Source organism: Bradyrhizobium algeriense, from assembly GCF_036924595.1.
GTDB lineage: Bacteria > Pseudomonadota > Alphaproteobacteria > Rhizobiales > Xanthobacteraceae > Bradyrhizobium > Bradyrhizobium algeriense.
Window position 1 is genome coordinate 1,084,168 of the sequence record NZ_JAZHRV010000001.1, and the last position, 19,102, is coordinate 1,103,269.

The window sequence follows — 19,102 nt, forward strand, 5'->3', positions numbered from 1 at the left end:
CGATAGCGTTTTCGAGCGAGGAGGATTCCGGTTCGCGTGACGAAAGCGCGTCGAAACAAGAATCTAGTACTTTGGTTCTGAATCAATCAGAGCCCAAATTTGCCATCCCACTCATCCTGCGCCTTGTCCCATACATGCTCCATCAAATCCGACTTCACGATGCTCGCTCCCGCGGTTGCCGAGTAGAATGACCCGGTGCCGAGCGCCTGGGCAGGGTCGAACGGATTGAAGTCGGTGGTGGGAGCGCCGTCGATTCCGGTGGCGATGAACCTCCGGCTCATGAATGTCTCGACCCCCGTGCAACGCCCGACGAAATACTCGCCTAACGCCACGCCCAACATGCGTCCTGCCATGCTGTCGACAGGGAAGTGGACTCCCGCTACGACACGGTTGGTTGCGATGCGCGCCGCCTGGCGGTCGAGCTGTGCGGTCACTGTTGGGAATCCCGTACCGAGATTTAGCAGCCTTTTCAGCACGTAGACTACCGCATGGACCTGCGTTGCGTGTCCGCTCGGGAAGGCCCCATGCCCCGGGGTCGTGATCATCGGCTGGACCTGGGCGTTGTATTCGACCGGGCGCCAGCACGCCAAGGCATGCTTGAAGCGCATCTCCACGTAAACGCAGAATTGCAACACCATGTTGATGAGTTCGAATGTGCGCTTGGTCCGGTCGGGATGCATGTAGATGATCGACGACCAGAAAGCGTACGTGGGATCGATCTGCGCCAGGATTTCGGTCGCACGTTCGTTACGCAGTTCGGCCCAGCTAAGTACCATCGGGATTTGTGCCCTGAACGTCAGTTCTTGCGGACGTCCGATTTCCGCAATCAAGGATGCGCCCGACAAGACCCGGAATGCGGTGCTGGTCGCCTGAAAGTCGATCCCCCGCATCATCTCGCCGATCGCCGTGTAGGCGCGAACCCACGGCTCCCAGCGTTCCATCTGGCTCTCGCCATCGATGGGCGTCGGCAATGTCGGTCCGTAGTACGTAAAGTACGGGGACGTCGGATTCTCGGGAATAACGATCGTTCCTTCGCGCCCACGGATGAGCGCATCCACCATGATCGAATTGGCATAGGCATCGGCCATCGTGCCAAGGAATGATCCACCGGCCCCACCAGCGCCGCCGGCCCCACCAGCGCCGCCGGCTCCGCCTGCACCCCCTGCGCCGCCCGCGCCACCAGCTCCGCCTGCACCTCCCGCTCCGCCCAGTTGAGCCATTTCTGCCTCCTCTGTGAGTAAGTCAGCCCTGTGAGTAAGTCGGCTTTCCGCCAGTAAGCGCGTGATTTAAACTTGTCCGCTTGTGCTCGTTCCGAATGTGTACTGCTTCACACGAGCGAGATATTTTTCTCCAGGATCAGTGCCGGTTCGAGTTGCCGTTTCCCGATGGCAACCCCGCCATGGCCAGACAGCACGCCCATTGCCGGCCGGTTTCGAGCGCCGCATTCGGCATGCGCGCAAGATATCGCTCCACCGTCAATTGCGGCTCGAGCTGTCGCAGCCTGGCGAGCGCCTCGCGCGCTTCATCCATTCGATCCTGCGCCACGAGCGAGATCGTCAGGGCCCGCCATGTGGAAGAATGCATGCGGTGGTGCACAAGCGATGAGCGCGCAAGCCTTTCAGCATTCTCGTATTGATGCGCGGAAAGCTCTGCCGCCGCGCCAAGGCACTCGAAGTAGTAGCGTTGCGGATCGAGCGGAGAGAGCTCTATCGCGCGGCGTGTCGCGTCCACAGCCGCTTTCCCTTCCCCCATGAACGCGTTAACGGTGCCGAGATAGAGCCAGCCGAGGGCGTGGCTGGGGTTGGCATTCACAGCCTCGTTGCAGCGCTTGCGAGCGGTCTCCAGATCCTTCAACAAGTGACAGTAGACAAAGCCCTCGGTCGCCAGCGCAAGCGCGTCCGACGGATCCCGGTCGAGGGCGGCGTGGGTTGCGCTTAAGGCCTCGACCGCCTCGCGCTTGCGGTCCTCAGACCAGCCGCGTGTCACCTGCAGAATGTACCAGTTGCCGAGCCACGCGCGCGGTGCCGCGATCCGGCTATGCCGGTTAATCAGTTCGTCAAGAATTCTCCGCGTCTGGAGAAACTCCTCCTTGCTGGAGCGGTGCATCAACTTGATGCTGCCAAGCAGCAGCGAGTAGCTCTCGAGGGTCGGCAGCGGCTGGGTCAAAATATGCTCGACCTCAGCGTCGAGGACGGACAAATGCACTGCCTGGGCGATGCGATCCGCCAGCTCGCTTTCCGGCCTCAGCAGATCGCCGATTTCGCCGTTCAGTCGGTCGGTCCAGACCACTTGGTTGTTGCGCGCTTCGGAGAGTTCGGCACTCACCATGATCTTGCCGGCATCCGCAACATACGCGCCGCTGAGGACATAGGTGGCGCCGAGATGTGCCGACACCTCTCCGACATCGCTCGCGCGGCCGCGGAAAACGGCGGTCGACAGACGTGAAATCACCTTCAGGTCCGCTGCCTTCGACAGTCGCCAGATCACGCTGTCGGCAATCAGGTTGCCGACATCGAAAATCGCTGGGCTGTCGCTCCTCGCAGAGAAGGGGATCACGGCAATGGTCGGCTGCATGGCCGTTCCATAGTCGCGCCGCCGAGTAAGGCTTGGAAGCGGACTAGGCGGGCCAACGCGATAGGCCCGAACCGGCTTGTCAAAATGTTTGAGAATGCATTCTCCAAGGTCTTCGCACGACGCGTCAACACCATGCGTAAGCTCGTCGCGTGCTGTGGCGCTGCCGATGGTCTCGCCGGGGTTCGCAAGGCTTGCCAGGGCGGCCGCCAGTTGCTCATGCGCTGAGGCGCTGGCAATCGTCTCGCCCGGGCCGGCCAGCGTTGCCAGCCGCGCCGCCAGGTTTACGCCGGTCCCGTAGATATCGATCCCGTCGCTCCATGCCATCGCGGCGTTGATTCCGGCGCGCAGGTCGAAATGCTGGTCTTCGGGCATGCCGACGTTCTGCGCGGCAAGTGTCCGATGCATCGCGGCGGCGGCATCAGCGGCGTCAGGCACCGTCTCGAAACGCGCCAGAAGACCATCACCGAGACTCTTCACCAGGACGCCGCGATAGCGCGGCAGTATCTCAGTAGTGACGATGCCGACAAAGTCTGCCCATCGGCGAACGGTGAAAGCTTCGTGCTCTCGCATGAGCCGCACCGATTCCACGAGATCGACCAGCAGCACGACGGTCTCTTGACGCACGAGTGCAACGCCTGCACCCGGTACAGCAAATCGCCCGGTCCGGGCGGCTTGTTCTTCGCCTTTGTCCACCGCTTCATCGTTCATGTTGAACCAATTTCGCGATCCGGGCGCTACATCTTAGATGGTATGGAACCACACGCAAGAGCTGCGCGAAAAGCACTCCGAATCAAGAGCTGCCAACCATGAGGCCCCTCGACAAGCGAAACGATCGAGGCGCGTCACAATTCTAAAGCGATTAAGTGGTGAAACACCGGATAAGGTTGTGCATCGAAACCACATCCGGGTACGGTCCCTGAGAAATTCGTGTCATCTTGAGTCGCGGATGCGAAGGTGATGGTCGATCAGACTATTGCCAAGAACATCCTCATTGCCGAGACATCGAAGAAAATGCACACGAAAATCCCCCCATGCATCTCCCCTTCTTCTACGGCTGGCTGATTGTCGTCGTGACGTTCGTCACCATGGCGATCGGCGTCAATGCGCGGACGGCGTTCTCGCTGTTCTTTCCGCCGATCATTTCCGAGTTCGGATGGGAGCGCGGCGTCACGGCCGGCGCCTTCTCCTTCGGCTTCGTGGTGTCGGGTGCCGTCAGTCCGCTGATCGGGCGCATGATGGATCGCCTCGGGCCGCGCGCGGTGATGGAGCTCGGCGTCGCGCTGATGGGCGGCGGGTTGTTGCTCGCGCCGCTGACGACGCAGCCATGGCATCTCTATCTCACGATTGGCGTGCTGGTCGGCGCGGGTAGCGTCTGCCTCGGCTATTCCGGCCAATCGCTGTTTCTGCCGAACTGGTTCATTCGCCGCCGCGGGCTCGCCATGGGGCTCGCCTTTGCCGGCGTCGGCATCGGCTCGGTAACGTTGCTGCCGTGGGTGCAGCATTTGATCGAGCAGACCGGCTGGCGCACCGCCTGTACAGCGATGGGCATCCTGGTGCTCGCCGTGCTCGCGCCGATCAATTTCTTGCTGCGCAAGCGCCCCGAGGATATCGGCTTGCTGCCGGATGGCGATGCGGCGCCGTCGGCGACATCGGCCGCGCCTCGCTCGAACGTCGTCGATCCCGTGTGGGCCGGCACTGACTGGACGCTTGGCCGCGCGCTGCGCACCGCGCGGTTCTGGTGGATTGCGATCGGTTACTTCTGTGGCCTGTACATCTGGTACGCGGTGCAGGTGCACCAGACCAAATTTCTGCTCGACATCGGCTTCAGCGCAAACGTCGCGGTGTGGGCGCTCGGCGTCGTCAGCCTGCTCGGCATTCCCGGCCAGATCTGGCTCGGGCATCTTTCCGACCGGATCGGGCGCGAATGGATCTGGGCTATCAGCTGCGCCGGCTTTGCGATCTGTTTCGCCGCGCTGATCGCCTTGAAATTCGCGCCGGTGTTGCCGCTGGTCTATCTCATGATCTTCACGCAGGGCGCTCTCGGTTATGGACTGACGTCGATCATGGGCGCGGTGGTGCTGGAAATCTTTCAGGGCAAGCAATATGGCAGCATCTTCGGCACCATCATGCTGGCGGCGCTGGCCGGCGGCGCCGCGGGCCCGTGGGCGACCGGGGTGCTGTACGATCTTTCGGGCAGCTACACGTCAGCCTTTGCGATCGGCATCGCCGTCAGCATCCTGTCGGCGGTTGCGATCTGGCGGGCGTCGCCGGGCAAGGTGAGGGCGGTCGCGGGACAAATGCACAAGGCGCACATCAGAAGCGACGCGGGTTAGCTGCCGTTATTGCAAGGCTCGCGATCGCCGCTCATCGGGCGCGCGCTTCAATGTCGAACGTCTTTCGCAGCACTTCCGCACCGTCTCCGATCACGAGGCGGATATTTTCGTCTCAGGTCGATGAAATTCCCATCGTCCTCTGCAGGTCGCCGATGGCGCGAAAAAAGCTGTCGGGTGGCGTGGTCTCGGGGTCGATCAGGCGGTGCAGGCGGAAGCCGTCCTCCAGCGCCAGCACCAGCGCGCCGGCCCATGTCGGGTTGAGAATGGTCGTCCTGCCGCTGTTCCTGGCCGTGGTCTCGATGATGTCGGTGACCAGCTTTCGCCGGGCGCGCAGCCGCTTGGCGAGTTCAGGCCGGCGCTTTTCGGCGCGCGCCACGAACAGGATCATTTCCATGTGCAAGAGGGGAGAGCGGCCGAGCGGATCCTGCTGGCTGCGGTTCATGGTCTTCAGCGCATCGATGAAATCCGCAAGGTTCCTGTGCCTCTCAAGCAGGTCGCGGATGCGCCCGATGGATTGCTCGACGTGATCCTCGAGCATGGCGATGATCAGTTCGTCCTTGCTCTTGAAGTTCGAATAGAACGCCCCGCGCGTGAAGCCGGCCGCCGCCGCGATCGCCTCGATGCTGGCGCCGCCGATTCCCTGTTCCTCGAACACGCGCGCCGCCGCTTCGAACAGCTTTTCGCGGGTGTCGTCCCTGGTGGGTCTCGTTCGCACTCTTGACATCTGCCCAGTTTAGGCGAGAATGCAACTCAATACAACAATGTATCGAGTTTCGATCGCTCGACCCGGGGGAAACGCGCTGTACTGCGCATAGCAACCAGTTGAGGTCACCATGAACGAGCACGTTCAGACTGCCAGTAGCGCGCCGCTGTTCAATCCGCTGTCCCCCGATTTCATTCGCGATCCCTATCCGCATTACGAGCGGATGCGCACCACCGATCCGGTGCACCTGACGCCGCTCGGCGTGTATGTCTGCAGCCGCCACGCCGAGGCCAGCCTCGTGGTGCGCGACAAGCGGTTCGGCAAGGACTATGTCGAGCGCACCATTCGCCGCTACGGTCCCAAGATCATGGACGAGCCGGTGTTCCGCAGCATGAGCCACTGGATGCTGCAGCAGGATCCGCCGGACCATACCCGCCTGCGCGGGCTGGTGGTGAAGGCCTTCACCGCGCGCCGGGTCGAGGACATGCGGCCGCGCATCCAGCAGATCGTCGATGAGACGCTCGACCGCATCATCCCGCAGGGCAAGATGGACCTGATCGAGGATTTCGCGTTCCGCCTGCCGGTCACCATCATCTGCGACATGCTCGGAATCCCCGAAGAGCATCGCGAGGTGTTTTATACCGGTTCGCGCGATGGCGGACGCCTGCTCGATCCGGTGCCGCTGACGCCGGACGAGATCAAGCAGGGCAACGCCGGCAATGCGATGGCGGCGATGTATTTCCAGCAGATGTTCGAGCTGCGGCGGAAGACCCCCGGTGACGACCTGATCACGCAGCTGGTGCAAGCCGAGGAAGACGGCAGCAAGCTCTCCAACGAGGAACTGACCGCCAATATCATTCTGTTGTTCGGCGCGGGCCACGAGACCACGGTCAACCTGATCGGCAACGGCCTGCTGGCGCTGTATCGCAATCCCGACCAGCTTGCGCTGCTCAAGGCCAGGCCCGAGCTCATCACCAACGCCATCGAGGAATTTTTGCGCTACGATTCCTCGGTGCAACTGACCGGCCGGGTGGCGCTGGAAGACATCGACGATCTCGGGGGAAAACGCATCCCGAAGGGCGAGAGCGTGCTGTGCCTGCTGGGCTCGGCCAACCATGACCCGGCGGTCTATCCCGACCATCCGGAACGCCTCGATATCGCCCGGCCCAATGTAAGGCCGCTGTCCTTTGGCGGCGGCATCCATTTCTGCCTCGGCGCCCAGTTGGCGCGGATCGAGGCCGAGGTCGCGATTTCGACCCTGCTTCGGCGGATCCCGGACCTGCGGCTGGATGACGCCGTCAATCCGGAATGGCGGCCGACCTTCGTGCTGCGCGGCCTGAAACGCCTGCCGGCGAGCTGGTAAGGCCCCCCGGCGGGGCGTTTTTAACCCTCGGCTCCGGTGCTTGGAGCCGGTTGGGGCGTCTGTCAGTATGCCGCTGTGACATCGCCGCACTTGCCTCTATATTCCGGGCTGCTCCGGGGCCGGGTTCGGCGTAGCGCGGCCTGCGCGCCGGGGCGGTTCAAGGGGAGATACCGTGCAGACGACGCTGCTCGGCCTGGCAATCGCCTTCATCATTGCGTTGATTGCCGCGCTCGTCGGGCCATATTTCATTGACTGGAACCAGTTCCGGCCGCAATTCGAGGCTGAGGCGACGCGAATCGTTGGCGCGCCGGTCCGGGTCGGCGGCAAGCTCGACGCACGGCTGTTGCCGGCGCCGTCCCTGCAACTGCGCTCGGTCGTGGTCGGCGGCGCCAACGATCTCGGCAAGGTTCGCGCCGACAAGCTCGACGTGGAATTCAGCCTGGGCTCGCTGATGCGCGGCGAGGTGCGCGCCACCGAACTGACGATCAACGGCATGTCGGTCGATCTCGGGCTCGACGCGAAGGGGCGGATCGACTGGCCGGCGACGACCGGGACGGTCAATCTGGGTTCGCTGGCGATCGACCGGCTCAATCTCACCGGGCGCATCGCCCTCCATGACGCGGCCAGCCGCAGCACGCTCGAACTGAACGATATCGCCTTCAGTGGCGACGTGCGCTCGCTGGCCGGCTCGGTCCGCGGCGACGGCAACTTCATGCTGTCGGGCACGCGCTATCCGTTCCGCGTCTCCTCGGGGCAGGGCCCTGACGGCAATGGCACCCGCATTCATCTCAATATCGACCCGGGCCAGCGCCTGCTCCTGGCAGATCTCGACGGCGTGCTGAACTTCGATTCCCGCAGCCCCCGCTTCGAAGGCGCGATCACGCTGGCCGCTCCTCCCGGCCAGAAAGGCAAGGGTAACGATCCACCGTGGCGCATTGCCGGGAAGGTCAAGGCCGATTATTCGGCGGCGCGACTCGATCAAATCGAGGTGACCTATGGCGCCGAGGAGCGCGCGCTGAAACTTTCAGGCAATGGCGACATCCGTTTCGGGGTGGCGCCGCTGTTGCGCGCGGCGCTATCGGCGCGTCAGCTCGATGCCGACAGGTTCGTCGCCAAGGACAATGTCAAGGATAATGCCACTGAGCCGGTTCGCGCGTTACCGGCGCTGCGGGCGCTCACATCAGTCATTCCGCATCTGCCGATCCCCGCGCAGGTCGAACTCGCTTCCGAGCAGGTCATGCTGGGCGGACGCCCGTTGCAGGACATCGCTGCCGAGCTGCATGGTGACGACAAATTCTGGCATCTGCGAAGACTGGAGTTCCGCGCGCCCGGCGCCACCAGGGTTTCGCTCAGCGAGGCCAGTGCGACGGTCGCTGCGCCGGACCGCTTCAAGGCCGCGCTCAGCGTCGAATCCTCCGATCCCGAGGCGCTGCTGACCTGGCTGCAGGGCCGCGGCGAGATCGCCTATCGCAGCCAGAAGCCGCTTCGGCTGCGCGGCGATGTGACCGTTGCGCCTGAGGGCTTTGCCATCGACGCCATGAAAGCCGACATCGAGGGCGGCACGGTGGAGGGGCGGGTGGTGGTGTCGCACCGGCAAGCCATTCACGGCTCCCGGGTCGATGCGGAACTGAAGGCGGAGCGTCTCGATCTCGATGCCGCCACGGCCTTTGCGCGGTCGCTGGCGGGTCCGCAAGGCGAGTGGCCGGATGAGGGAAAGCTTTCGCTCGACATCGGCCGCGCCACCTCCGCCGGCCAGGAGCTTAGTCCGCTGCTCGCCAGACTGGCCTACTCGCCGGCGAAGATATCGCTCGAGCAGTTGAAGATCGGCCAGCTTGAAAGCGTGACGCTGGACGGTGCGGGCAATTTCGACCGCGTCAGCGCGACGGGATGGTTCGCGCTCAATTCGAGCGCCGCCTCGCTCAGTCGGTTGACCAGCCTGATCGTCCCCTTTTCACCGGCGCTGGCCGCGCGGCTCAATGCGATGGCGCCCGGCACGGGCCCGGCGCGCCTGAAACTGGCGCTCGATCTCACCAGGATTGCCGGACAGTCCGATCGCGTCCAGGCGCGCGCCACGGCCGACCTCGACTCGGCGCTGCTCAAGGGCGTCACCACGATCACCGCAAGGCCAACTGTGGCGGCCATCCAGGGCATCGATCTCACCGCGCTCCGGCAGAGTGATGTCGGGATCGAATCGAAATTGTCGTCCGAGCAGGGCCGCGCGCTGCTTGTCCTGCTCGGCCTCGATCGCGCGGTGGCGGCGGGCGACGGCCCGGCGCAATTCGAGGGCAGTGCGACAGGCACGTGGGGCGGGCCGTTGCGGCTCAAGGCAAAGATCTCGGGAACGGGACTTGAAGCCGAAGCGGAAGGCTCCGCCGAACCATGGGCGCAGGAGGCCAACGGCAGTCTCTCCTTGAAGATTCGCCGCGCCGATTTCGGGCCGCTGCTCGATCTCAAGCCGGCGGATACGCTGGCGCAGAACATCGGCCTGTCTTCGCGCGTGCAGCTCACCGGAAACAGGTTGACCTTCGACGACCTCGACAGCAGCCTCGGCGGTTCGCGCCTGCGCGGCAGCCTCGCCGTGACGCTCGGCGAGGAGAAGGAGATCGAGGGCGAAATCGGCGCCGAGCAGCTCGCGCTGGCGCCGGCCTTTGCCCTGGCGCTCGGCGCCGCCGGACACGATGCCGCCGAGCCGCTCAGCACCGGGCTCGCGAAGGGCTGGCGCGGCAGGATCGCGTTTCAGGCATTGCGCGGCCTGCTGCCGGGCGGAAGCGAATTGCAGCCGGTGAGCGGCGTGGTCAAGAGCGACGGCCAGTCGCTGACCTTCGATGCCATCAAGGGCAAGATCGGCGGCGGCGAGGTCACCGCCAGTGTGGATGCGAAGCCGGGCGCGAACGGCATTGCGTTGAACGCGAGCGTCCAGTTCTCCGGTATCGACGGCACGGCGCTGCGTTATCGCAACCTCGCGATGCCTGCCGGCCGCGCGTCGATGCAGATGACGCTGACGAGTCAGGGCCGCAGCGCCTCGGCGCTGGCGGGCGCGCTGTCCGGCAGCGGAACGCTGACGCTGGAGGCGGCGCGGATCTCAGGCCTCGATCCGCGCGCCTTCGAAGTAGCGGTCCGCGCCAATGACAGCGGGCAGGCAAAGGACGACGTCCGATTGAAGCAGATCGTCGAAGCCGCCCTTCCGGCCGGCGCGCTCGCGGTTCCTTCCGCGCAGATCCCGTTCACCGTCAGGGACGGCCGGCTTCGCGTGGGCGCCACGACGCTGGACGGCAATGGCGTGCGGGCCACCGTCTCCGGCGGATACGATATCGCCGCCGATCAGGCCGATATCCGCGCCGCGCTTTCCCTGACGATGACGACCGGGCGTCCGGAGATTCAACTGCTTGCCGTGGGCACGCCCGACGCGCTGAGCCGCAGTGTCGACGTTGCCCCTTTGGCGTCATGGCTGGCGGTCCGCGCGATCGATCACGAAACCCGAAGGCTCGATGCCATCGAACGTGGCGAACCGCCGCCGCCGGCGCCGGCGCCGATCGTGCTGCCGCCCGTGGATGGACAATTGCCGATCCCGGAAGCGACGCTGCCGCCCGCACTGGTGACGCCAAAGGGTCGCGACCCACGGCGGCCTCCGGCGAAGAAGGCGACGGCGCCGCGTCCACCCGTGGTCAATGCGCCGCCCGCGCCCGTCGCGGGCCAGCCGCAGGTTGCGCCGCTGCCGCCGCCGATCGACGTGAGGCCCGCGCCGGGCGCCGCCAAGCCGAGGCCGCCGCGTCCGCCGCTTGCGCTGACGCCGCAGGTCGCCAATCCGCCGCCGCGCTCGAACTAGCCGAGCACGATCTCGCGGCTAATCCCGATTGCCTGCAGAAATGCCTCGTCGTGGCTGACGGCGATCAGCGCGCCATCGAATCCTTGCAGCGCATTTTCCAGTTCCTCGATGGAAGCGAGATCGAGATGGTTGGTCGGCTCGTCCAGCAGCAGGAGGAACGGCGGTTGCGGGCGCGCGAATACGCAGGCGAGGCCCGCGCGCAGCCGCTCGCCGCCTGAGAGCGTGGCTGCGGTCTGCAGCGCCGCCCGGTTGCGGAACGCAAACCGCGCCAGCGCGGCGTGGGCCTCGTTGGCCGAGAGCTCCGGATTCAGGTGGCGCAGATTGTCGAGAATGCTTAAGCAGGGGTCGAGCAGGCCGATATGCTGATCGAGCACGGCAATGCGGTCGGTGCGGCGGCCGATGTCGCCGCGCGCAGGTTTCAGCTCGCCGGTGAGCAGGCGGAACAGGGTGGTCTTGCCACTCCCGTTGGCGCCGCGGATAGCGATCCGCTCGGGTCCGCGCACATCGAACGACAGCGGTCCGAACAGATGGCGCTCGCCGAAGGCCATCACCACGTCTTTGAAGGCGATGAGTTCGCGCCCACCGGGCAGATCGGTGCGCGGCAAATCGATCGATAGCGGCGTCAGGATCTCGACTTGCGCCCTGGCTTTTTCCAGCGCCTCGGCGCGCTCGCCGAGCAGGCGGCCGGCGAGCTGGCTCTCGCGCGCGGCGCTGTTCTCGGCGCGCTCCTTCTCGCGGTCCATGAACATCTTGTCCTCGATGCCCTTGGCGCGCCAGGCGCGGCCGGCCTTGTCGCGGCGCGCCTTCTTTTCCCGCGCCTTCTGCAGCGTGCGCTCGGTATTGCGCAGGGCATCCGAGGCGCGGTCGAGGTCATCAGCGGCGCGGGCGCGGGCCGCCTCGCGCGCTTCGGCAAAGGCGGACCACGCGCCGCCGAATATGCTGATGCCGACCGGCGTCAGTTCGACGATGCGGTCGACGCGTTCCAGCAGCGCGCGGTCATGGCTGGCGACGAGGACGCCGCCCCGCCAGCGTTCGAGCAACTGCGCCACGGCCTGCCGGCCGTCGGTATCGAGATTGTTGGTGGGCTCGTCCAGCAGTAAGAGATCCGGCGCCTCGATCAGGAGGCGCGCCAGCGCGAGGCGCGTTCGCTCGCCGCCGCTCAAGGAGACGATCGGGCGATGCAGCGGCAGTGACGGCAGTCCGGCATCAGTCAGCGCCGCCTGCATCCGCGGTTCCAGCGTCCAGTCCGCTTCGGTTGCGTCATCAAGCGATTCTTGAAGCGATCCTTCGCCGCGTTCGAGCCGGCGCAGGCGGGCAAGATCGCCGGCGACGCCGAGCGCCTCGTCGACCGTCAGCCGTTCATCGGTCAGCTGCGCGAGCATGCCGATCGAGCCGATGCGTTGCAGCGATCCGCCCGCAGGTTCGATCTCGCCCGCGATCAGGCGAAGCAATGTGGATTTGCCGCAGCCGTTGCTGCCGACAAGGCCGGTGCGCTCGCGCCCGATGGCAAGCGTCAATCCATCGAACAGCGGGCGCCCGTCAGGCGTGGCCAGCGAGATGGAATCCAGAACGAGAAAGGCAGGCATGGAGAGCTTCCGAAAATGGACTGAGGTCGCGAGGCGCGGTCAGCTTTGCGATGTCCATTTCTCTCTCCAGGGTTTCTCTGTGACGGGTCTTCTTCCGTCGGTCGTCGTCTTCCGTCGGTCGTCGGGTTCCGCCCGCCAGTTAGGCAGGGAACCGCAACGGCCAATCAATTAGATACATTGCCGTCATTCGTCCAGCCTGCCGCAACGCGCAGCGCCTCTGCGCGGCAGGCGGAATACTTGCCGCCCGGCGGGGTCTGTACCTGCGGCTGGACCATGGATTCGCTCACGCAGGAAACCGGAGGGTTCGCGGATGAAATCAGCAATCAAGCTCGCAACGCTGGCACTGTTTTCGGTGGCTCTGATCGCATCGCCGCCATCCGTTCCGGCCTTTGCCGCGGGGGGCGGAGGCGGCGGAGGCGGCGGTGATCCGCCTTCGGCCAGCCCGCCGCCGCCGGACACCAGGTCCGCTCCCAGGTCGAGCTCCAAATCCAGGAAGAAGCCTACTAAACAGTCGAACGCCGACGATGCCGCCTTCCGACAGGGATACCGTGCTGCTCACGCGACGATCTACGAGCGCAACGATTATGCTGCCGCCATCGATCAGCTCAAGGCGCTCGGCCACGACGATAACGCCGGCGTCGCCAACCTGATCGGCTATTCCTATCGCAAGCTCGGCGACTACAAGCTGTCGCAGACCTGGTACGAGCGCGCGCTGAAGGCGGACCCGAACCACGTGCTGACCTGGCAGTATTACGGCCTGTGGCAGATCGAGCAGGGCAATCGCGACCAGGCGTCGTATCATCTGAGCCGGATCGCAGCGATTTGCGGCACGGGCTGCGACGAATATCGGTCGTTGGCTGCGGCGCTCGAAAAGCCGCCCGGCACCGGACTCGTTTATTGAGCGTTGCTCTATTGAACGCGCTATGGAGCAGGGCGGGGGCGCGCTCGCGCTGATCGAAGCCTTAAGCCTGCGGCCGCGGCGCGTCCGGCGCGGCAGCCGGCATGGCGCGGGTGCGGAAATAGTCGAGCACGAAGAGACGGATCGCCGAGGACAGATTGCCCTGTTGGCGATTGCTGTCGATCTCGCCGACCAGTTCGGACAGCGTCATGTTCCGCAGGCTCGAGATTTCCTTCATGCCGTTCCAGAAAGCCTCTTCGAGGCTGACGCTGGTCTTGTGGCCGGCGACCACGATCGAGCGCTTGACGACGGGTGACTTCATGACGCGTCTCCGTCATCGAGCTTGTGCTGGTCCAGGAGCTTGTGCTGATCCAAGAGATCGCCGGCGCGATCCTTGCGACGTTCATCGAGAGCGCGTTCGGCCTTGGTGCGGCCGAACCGTGCGCGGTTGGCATCGGCTCGCTTTGCCGATTGTTCCCGCTCGCTGCGCTTCTTGAACCGCTTCAGGTTGATCAGGTCTGCCATGTGCGCTTCCATCATCCGGCGACTCGAAGGCATGATGATCGATGACTTAAGCAAATATTTTCGCGCGGCGCGCAAGCAAACTCGACCGTCATTCAGAATCCCCGTATGGTACTCTGTGATAGCACCAAAAAATATATTTCGCTCTGCGAAAACCGAACAATGCTTGCTCCTACCATGCGTCGACGCAACCGCGATAGATGATCAACCTCATTCTTCAGCAATGATCCATAATATTTATATCTCTCACCCCGTAGTTTCCCGGGGGGAGCGCCGCCGCGGCGATCAGCCCGGGTGTGTCATTTTGTCCGGCTGCACCAGGCGTTCGAATTCGGCGTCGTTGACAAGGCCGAGGCGTACAGCCTCTTCCTTCAATGTTGTTCCGCGCGCATGCGCCGATTTGGCGACCTTCGCCGCGTTGTCGTATCCGATCTTGGGAGCCAGCGCGGTGACCAGCATCAGCGAGCGCTCCATCAATTCGCGAATTCGCTTTTCGTCGGCGCGTATGCCCACCACGCAGTGTTCGGTGAACGAACGCGTCGCGTCCGACAGCAGTTGAATGGAATGCATCATACTATATGCCAATACGGGCTTGTAAACATTCAGTTCGAAATGCCCCTGGCTCCCGGCAACGGTGACGGTCGTCTGGTTACCGAACACCTGACAGCAGACCATGGTCATCGCTTCGCACTGGGTCGGGTTGACCTTGCCGGGCATGATCGACGAGCCCGGTTCGTTTTCCGGCAGGATCAATTCGCCGAGACCGGAACGCGGGCCCGAGCCCAGCAGGCGAATGTCGTTGGCGATCTTGAACAGGCCGGTCGCCACCGAATTGATTGCGCCATGCACCGAGACATAAGCGTCGTTGGAAGCCAGTGCCTCGAACTTGTTGGGCGCGCTGGTGAACGGCAGTTGTGTGATTTTCGCGGCGTGCCCGGCGAACAGTTTCGCAAATCTCGGTTTCGAGTTGAGGCCGGTGCCGACAGCCGTTCCGCCCTGCGCCAGCGGGAACAAATCCTTCACCGCGATGCGCAGCCGCGCCATGCCGCTTTCGACCTGCGCGGCGTAGCCCGAGAATTCCTGTCCCAGCGTCAATGGCGTTGCGTCCTGGGTGTGGGTTCGCCCGATCTTGACGATTTTTGCGAAGGCCTTTTCCTTCTTGCGCAATTCGCGATGCAATTCGTCGAGCGCCGGAATCAGGTCGGCGATGATGCGTCCGGCGGCAGCGATATGCATCGCCGTCGGAAATGAATCGTTCGACGACTGACTCATATTGACGTGATCGTTGGGATGAACCGGTTTCTTGGCGCCGAGTTCGCCGCCCAGCATCTGGTTGGCGCGGTTGGCGATCACCTCGTTCAGGTTCATGTTGGTCTGGGTGCCGGAGCCGGTCTGCCAGACGACCAGAGGAAAGTGATCGTCAAGCTTGCCTTCGATCACCTCGCGTGCGGCACGGATGATGGCGCCGGCGCGGCGCGCATCGAGCAATCCGAGTTCCCGGTTGGTTTGGGCGGCGGCGAGTTTGACGATGCCGAGCGCATGGACGATCGCGATCGGCATGCGGTCCTGGCCAATCTTGAAATTCTGTCGCGAGCGCTCGGTTTGCGCGCCCCAATAGCGATCGGCGGGAACGTCGATCGGACCGAAGCTGTCGGTCTCACTGCGGGTGGATTTGTTTCCAGATGTTTCTGTGCGGGCCATGCGTCATGTCCGTTGCGCCGTGAAGTGGCGGAACGTTTACACTACAGCGTAGCCGATTTCTCGCGCTTGGATTATTTCTTGCGGAAACGATCCAGCCGAACCACTTCAGCGCCTTCGCTCGTCTTCGCCGGCTCGTCCTTGCTTTCCGCGGCGGGCTCCGGCGCGGCGACGGGCAGGGCGGACGGAGCGGGGACAGCCGGCAGCTTCGCCGCCGGTGCCTCGGCCGCCGTCTCCGACGGCTCGAACTGCAGGCCGAACTGCACCGAAGGATCGAGGAAGCTCTTGATCGCCGCGAACGGAACCACCAGCCGCTCGGGGATGCCGCCGAATGACAGGCCGACCTCGAAACGATCCTCCGTCACCACCAGGTCCCAGAACTGATGCTGCAGGATGATCGTCATTTCTTCCGGATATTGCGCGAGCAGCCGCGGCGACAGCTTCACGCCGTCGGCGGTGGAAAGGAAGGTGATGAAGAAATGGTGCTCGCCCGGCAGGCCGTGTTCGGCGGCGTCGGTGAGCACGCGGCGCAGGACCCCGCGCAGCGCGTCGCGCGCCAGCACGTCATAACGGATGTGATCGGTCGCCATGGTCGTCCTGTATGGTCGTCCTGTTACGTTGGATGGCCGCCGGTCCCCCGACTCGCCCCTTTGCGCCATGCTACCCCGGGGGGAGCCGCAGGTCAGCAGGCGTGACGGAGCGAATTTGCGGCAGAACGGCGTCGTCGGCCGGAAATAAAAAGAATAAAGTGGAGGCTTCTGTTGCCAGGTGCCTCCGAACCCCGCCTAGCGGAGCTTAACCCACTAGGACTTTAGACTTGGTCTTTCAAACTGCGTTACGCAGCCTGAGCAACCGGAGCATAGTTGTCGTTTGCAACTATTGCATAGCCCGATAACGGCGGAACCATACCGGGAAAAAACTCGCCCTTTACGCCCTCGTCGATCCTGGTTCGCCCCCGCCGAAACCCATGCTGCAAGGTGGGCAAGGGTGGGCTTGGGTGGAGGCGCCGGGTACTGCCCCCGGGTCCGAATGGTTTATTGCGACGGTCATTTATTTCCATAGCCGGCGAACCGGCACCCCCAATATAGGGCGCAATTTTGGAGAAAAACAGGGGCCGAAGGCGCTGAACAAGAGGGGAACACGAGGTAATACTTTCGGTTTGATGTCGCTCAGTTGCGGTTTCGCCACGAATTCGACCGTTCCTGGTGCGACGGGTGCCGATCGCGTCCCGGCGCTGCATGAATTTTCGCCAGCAGGCCGTGCGGATCGCGCGGCCGATCGCCAATCGTTCGGGGGCTGCGATGCACCAATCGAAGGTTGCGATCTGCGGCCCCGTTGCTGGGCCTGATTGCAGCTTTGCATTTCATTTGCCATTCGGCTTGGAAGCGTTTTGGGTTTTGCTGGCGTTGTCTGAGGAAACTCGCTAGCAAGTTTCCGGGACAAGCATCCAGGTTATCCAAGCAACGGGCTCGAAGCCCGCTTTGGGGAGGAGTATCCATGAACGCCACGCCGGGCCATACGCCGGTTGAATCTATCTTGCCGAAATGGGTCCGCGGCCCGCAGGATTTTATCGGCGGCCTTGCGCTGATGGCCATCGCCCTGTTCGCCCTTTGGGCGTCGAGCGACCTGCAGGGCATGCGCGGATTTTCGTTCGGTGCCGGCACGGCGCCCCGGATGTTCGGATTTCTGCTGCTGGGCCTGGGCGCTGCCATCGCCCTCGTCGGCGTTTTCACCGAAGGCGCTCACCTCGCGAAATACCACTGGCGGGGTCCTCTGTTTGTGTCGCTGGCGATCCTGTCGTTTGCCTTCACGATCCGGCCGATGGGAATGATCTTCGCGGCCATGGCAAGCTTCGTCATCGCGGCATGCGGAACACCGGAGACACGGTGGGTGGAAACACTGATCGTCGGCGCCTGCCTGACGGCGTTCTGCAGCCTTTTGTTTCCTTACGCGCTCGGTCTGCCTTTGCAGCTCCTGCCGACTTTCTTGATCCGTTGAGGGCGTGATGGGAGATATTTTCTCAAACCTTGGACTCGGCTTCGGTGTCGTTTTCAACCTCGTGCAGTGGACGCCGGCCTTTCTTGGCGGGACCTCCATTCCGATCCCCGTCAACATTCTGCTGTGCCTGATCGGCGCGCTGGTCGGCACGCTGGTGGGCGTGCTGCCGGGCATCGGCACCATCGCCACCGTGGCCATGCTGCTTCCGATCACGTTCGGCCTGCCGCCGGTCGGCGCGCTGATCATGCTGGCCGGCATCTATTATGGGGCGCAGTATGGCGGCTCGACCACGTCGATCCTGGTCAACATTCCCGGTGAGGCCGGCTCGGTGGTCACCGCGCTCGATGGCTTCCAGATGGCCAAACAAGGTCGCGCCGGTCCGGCACTGGCGATCGCGGCGATTGGATCGTTCTTCGCCGGCTGCGTCGCGACCGTTCTGATTGCCGTGCTGGGCGCGCCGCTCACCAAGCTCGCGCTGGCATTCGGGCCTGCCGAATATTTCTCGCTGATGGTGCTCGGCCTGATCTTCGCGGTCGTGCTCGCAAAGGGCTCGGTGCTGAAGGCGATCGCGATGATCGTGCTCGGACTGCTGCTGTCGATGGTGGGATCCGACATCGAAACCGGCGCATCGCGCATGGCTTTCAACATTCCCGAACTGGCTGACGGTCTCGGCTTCGCCACGGTGGCGATGGGACTGTTCGGTTTTGCGGAGATCATCCGCAATCTCGATGCCGGCGGTGAAAGCGATCGCCAGTTGGTTCAGCAAAAGGTCTCGGGCCTGATGCCGACGGCAAAGGATCTCAAGGATGCGGCGCCCGCGATCGGGCGCGGCACCGTGCTTGGATCGATCCTCGGCATTCTGCCGGGCGGCGGCGCCGTGATCGCATCGTTCGCGGCCTACACGCTCGAAAAGAAGATTTCGAAAACGCCCCAGAAGTTCGGCCGCGGCGCGATCCAGGGCGTTGCGGCGCCCGAAAGCGCCAACAATGCCGCCGCCCAGACCTCGTTCATCCCGCTCTTGACGCTCGGCATTCCGCCGAACGCGGTGATGGCGCTGATGGTCGGCGCGATGACCATTCACGGCATCGTGCCCGGTCCTCAGGTGATGCAGAAGCAGCCGGAACTCGTCTGGGGCATGATCGCCTCGATGTGGGTCGGCAATTTGATGCTGCTCATCATCAACCTGCCGCTGGTCGGCATCTGGGTGCGGCTGCTGCGGGTGCCGTATCGCCTGATGTTCCCGTCCATCGTGATCTTCTGTTCCATCGGCATCTACTCGGTGAACAACGCCCCGGTCGACGTCATGCTTGCCGGTGCATTCGGGCTGGTCGGCTACTGGCTGATCAAGCACGATTTCGAGCCGGCGCCGTTGCTGCTCGGCATGGTGCTCGGGCCGTTGATGGAAGAGAACCTGCGAAGGGCGCTTCTGATCTCGCGCGGTGACTGGTCAGTGTTCCTGACCCGCCCGTTGTCGGCGGTGCTGATGGCGATTGCCGCTGCCCTGCTGGTGCTTGCGGTACTGCCTTCGCTGCGCAAGAAGCGCGATGAGGTGTTTGTGGAGTCAGAAAACTGACCTGCGTCGGTGCGTCGCAGCTCGAAGT

14 protein-coding genes and 1 other RNA gene are annotated in these 19,102 nt (G+C 63.9%); 6 read left to right on the plus strand and 9 right to left on the minus strand.

Annotated features, from left to right (window positions below; all coding sequences use genetic code 11):
* Window positions 1-86 precede the first annotated feature (86 nt).
* Both V1286_RS05185 and V1286_RS05190 read right to left on the minus strand, forming a co-directional pair.
* A complete protein-coding gene (locus V1286_RS05185) occupies window positions 87-1,220 on the minus strand; it encodes a phosphatase PAP2 family protein (protein WP_334478010.1) in 1,134 nt (377 codons plus the stop codon).
* 136 nt (window positions 1,221-1,356) lie between these two features.
* Complete coding sequence (locus V1286_RS05190; protein WP_334478011.1) at window positions 1,357-3,282, minus strand: adenylate/guanylate cyclase domain-containing protein; 1,926 nt, start codon at window positions 3,280-3,282, stop codon at window positions 1,357-1,359.
* A gap of 323 nt (window positions 3,283-3,605) precedes the next feature.
* On the opposite strand from V1286_RS05190, the gene V1286_RS05195 reads away from it, so the two are divergent.
* On the plus strand, window positions 3,606-4,907 hold the full coding sequence (locus V1286_RS05195; RefSeq protein ID WP_334478013.1) for an MFS transporter: 1,302 nt from the start codon (window positions 3,606-3,608) through the stop codon (window positions 4,905-4,907).
* A 112-nt stretch (window positions 4,908-5,019) separates the two neighbouring features.
* Here V1286_RS05195 and V1286_RS05200 read toward each other — a convergent pair whose 3' ends face one another.
* Complete coding sequence (locus V1286_RS05200) at window positions 5,020-5,631, minus strand: TetR/AcrR family transcriptional regulator (protein WP_334478014.1); 612 nt, start codon at window positions 5,629-5,631, stop codon at window positions 5,020-5,022.
* 109 nt (window positions 5,632-5,740) lie between these two features.
* Here V1286_RS05200 and V1286_RS05205 point away from each other — a divergent pair, with 109 nt between their 5' ends.
* The gene (locus V1286_RS05205; protein ID WP_334478015.1) at window positions 5,741-6,973 is read left to right on the plus strand and encodes a cytochrome P450; all 1,233 of its coding nucleotides are present in this window, start codon (window positions 5,741-5,743) and stop codon (window positions 6,971-6,973) included.
* A gap of 172 nt (window positions 6,974-7,145) precedes the next feature.
* Complete coding sequence (locus V1286_RS05210) at window positions 7,146-10,799, plus strand: AsmA family protein (protein WP_334478016.1); 3,654 nt, start codon at window positions 7,146-7,148, stop codon at window positions 10,797-10,799.
* On the opposite strand, the gene V1286_RS05215 is transcribed toward V1286_RS05210, so the two are convergent.
* Window positions 10,796-12,385, minus strand: coding sequence for an ABC-F family ATP-binding cassette domain-containing protein (locus V1286_RS05215; RefSeq protein ID WP_334478018.1), 1,590 nt, complete (start codon window positions 12,383-12,385; stop codon window positions 10,796-10,798). The two genes, V1286_RS05210 and V1286_RS05215, sit on opposite strands and share 4 nt — an antisense overlap.
* A gap of 310 nt (window positions 12,386-12,695) precedes the next feature.
* On the opposite strand from V1286_RS05215, the gene V1286_RS05220 reads away from it, so the two are divergent.
* Window positions 12,696-13,286, plus strand: coding sequence for a tetratricopeptide repeat protein (locus tag V1286_RS05220; RefSeq protein ID WP_334478020.1), 591 nt, complete (start codon window positions 12,696-12,698; stop codon window positions 13,284-13,286).
* A gap of 61 nt (window positions 13,287-13,347) precedes the next feature.
* Here the strand turns inward: V1286_RS05220 and V1286_RS05225 are convergent, their stop codons facing one another.
* The 5 genes from V1286_RS05225 to ssrA all read right to left on the minus strand — a co-directional run bounded on the left by V1286_RS05225 (window position 13,348) and on the right by ssrA (window position 16,617).
* Window positions 13,348-13,605, minus strand: a complete 258-nt coding sequence (locus V1286_RS05225) for a ribbon-helix-helix domain-containing protein (RefSeq protein ID WP_334478021.1) — start codon at window positions 13,603-13,605, stop codon at window positions 13,348-13,350.
* Entirely contained in the window at window positions 13,602-13,808 is a 207-nt protein-coding gene (locus V1286_RS05230; RefSeq protein ID WP_334478022.1) for a DUF4169 family protein, read from the minus strand. Before V1286_RS05230 ends, V1286_RS05225 begins: the two co-directional genes overlap by 4 nt.
* Window positions 13,809-14,090: 282 nt before the next feature.
* Window positions 14,091-15,506 (minus strand): class II fumarate hydratase, encoded by a 1,416-nt coding sequence (gene fumC / locus V1286_RS05235; RefSeq protein ID WP_334478024.1) that lies wholly within the window; start codon window positions 15,504-15,506, stop codon window positions 14,091-14,093.
* Between the two features lie 71 nt (window positions 15,507-15,577).
* Window positions 15,578-16,093, minus strand: coding sequence for an SspB family protein (locus tag V1286_RS05240; RefSeq protein ID WP_334478026.1), 516 nt, complete (start codon window positions 16,091-16,093; stop codon window positions 15,578-15,580).
* Between the two features lie 157 nt (window positions 16,094-16,250).
* Window positions 16,251-16,617: a transfer-messenger RNA gene (gene ssrA / locus V1286_RS05245) on the minus strand.
* A gap of 383 nt (window positions 16,618-17,000) precedes the next feature.
* Between ssrA and V1286_RS05250 the strand changes: the two genes are divergently transcribed.
* Both V1286_RS05250 and V1286_RS05255 read left to right on the plus strand, forming a co-directional pair.
* Window positions 17,001-17,501: a tripartite tricarboxylate transporter TctB family protein gene (locus V1286_RS05250; protein ID WP_334478028.1), complete on the plus strand. Its 501-nt coding sequence runs from the start codon at window positions 17,001-17,003 to the stop codon at window positions 17,499-17,501.
* A gap of 7 nt (window positions 17,502-17,508) precedes the next feature.
* Window positions 17,509-19,074 (plus strand): tripartite tricarboxylate transporter permease, encoded by a 1,566-nt coding sequence (locus tag V1286_RS05255; protein WP_334478030.1) that lies wholly within the window; start codon window positions 17,509-17,511, stop codon window positions 19,072-19,074.
* Window positions 19,075-19,102 lie beyond the last annotated feature (28 nt).

Excerpts from the sequence above, each read along its gene's own strand:
- V1286_RS05185 (WP_334478010.1), bottom strand. The coding sequence starts at position 1,220 with ATGGCTCAACTGGGCGGAGCGGGAGGTGCAGGCGGAGCTGGTGGCGCG.
- V1286_RS05190 (WP_334478011.1), bottom strand. The coding sequence starts at position 3,282 with ATGAACGATGAAGCGGTGGACAAAGGCGAAGAACAAGCCGCCCGGACC.
- V1286_RS05195 (WP_334478013.1), top strand. The coding sequence starts at position 3,606 with ATGCATCTCCCCTTCTTCTACGGCTGGCTGATTGTCGTCGTGACGTTC.
- V1286_RS05200 (WP_334478014.1), bottom strand. The coding sequence starts at position 5,631 with ATGTCAAGAGTGCGAACGAGACCCACCAGGGACGACACCCGCGAAAAG.
- V1286_RS05205 (WP_334478015.1), top strand. The coding sequence starts at position 5,741 with ATGAACGAGCACGTTCAGACTGCCAGTAGCGCGCCGCTGTTCAATCCG.
- V1286_RS05215 (WP_334478018.1), bottom strand. The coding sequence starts at position 12,385 with ATGCCTGCCTTTCTCGTTCTGGATTCCATCTCGCTGGCCACGCCTGAC.
- V1286_RS05220 (WP_334478020.1), top strand. The coding sequence starts at position 12,696 with ATGAAATCAGCAATCAAGCTCGCAACGCTGGCACTGTTTTCGGTGGCT.
- V1286_RS05225 (WP_334478021.1), bottom strand. The coding sequence starts at position 13,605 with ATGAAGTCACCCGTCGTCAAGCGCTCGATCGTGGTCGCCGGCCACAAG.
- V1286_RS05230 (WP_334478022.1), bottom strand. The coding sequence starts at position 13,808 with ATGGCAGACCTGATCAACCTGAAGCGGTTCAAGAAGCGCAGCGAGCGG.
- fumC (WP_334478024.1), bottom strand. The coding sequence starts at position 15,506 with ATGGCCCGCACAGAAACATCTGGAAACAAATCCACCCGCAGTGAGACC.
- V1286_RS05240 (WP_334478026.1), bottom strand. The coding sequence starts at position 16,093 with ATGGCGACCGATCACATCCGTTATGACGTGCTGGCGCGCGACGCGCTG.
- V1286_RS05250 (WP_334478028.1), top strand. The coding sequence starts at position 17,001 with ATGAACGCCACGCCGGGCCATACGCCGGTTGAATCTATCTTGCCGAAA.
- V1286_RS05255 (WP_334478030.1), top strand. The coding sequence starts at position 17,509 with ATGGGAGATATTTTCTCAAACCTTGGACTCGGCTTCGGTGTCGTTTTC.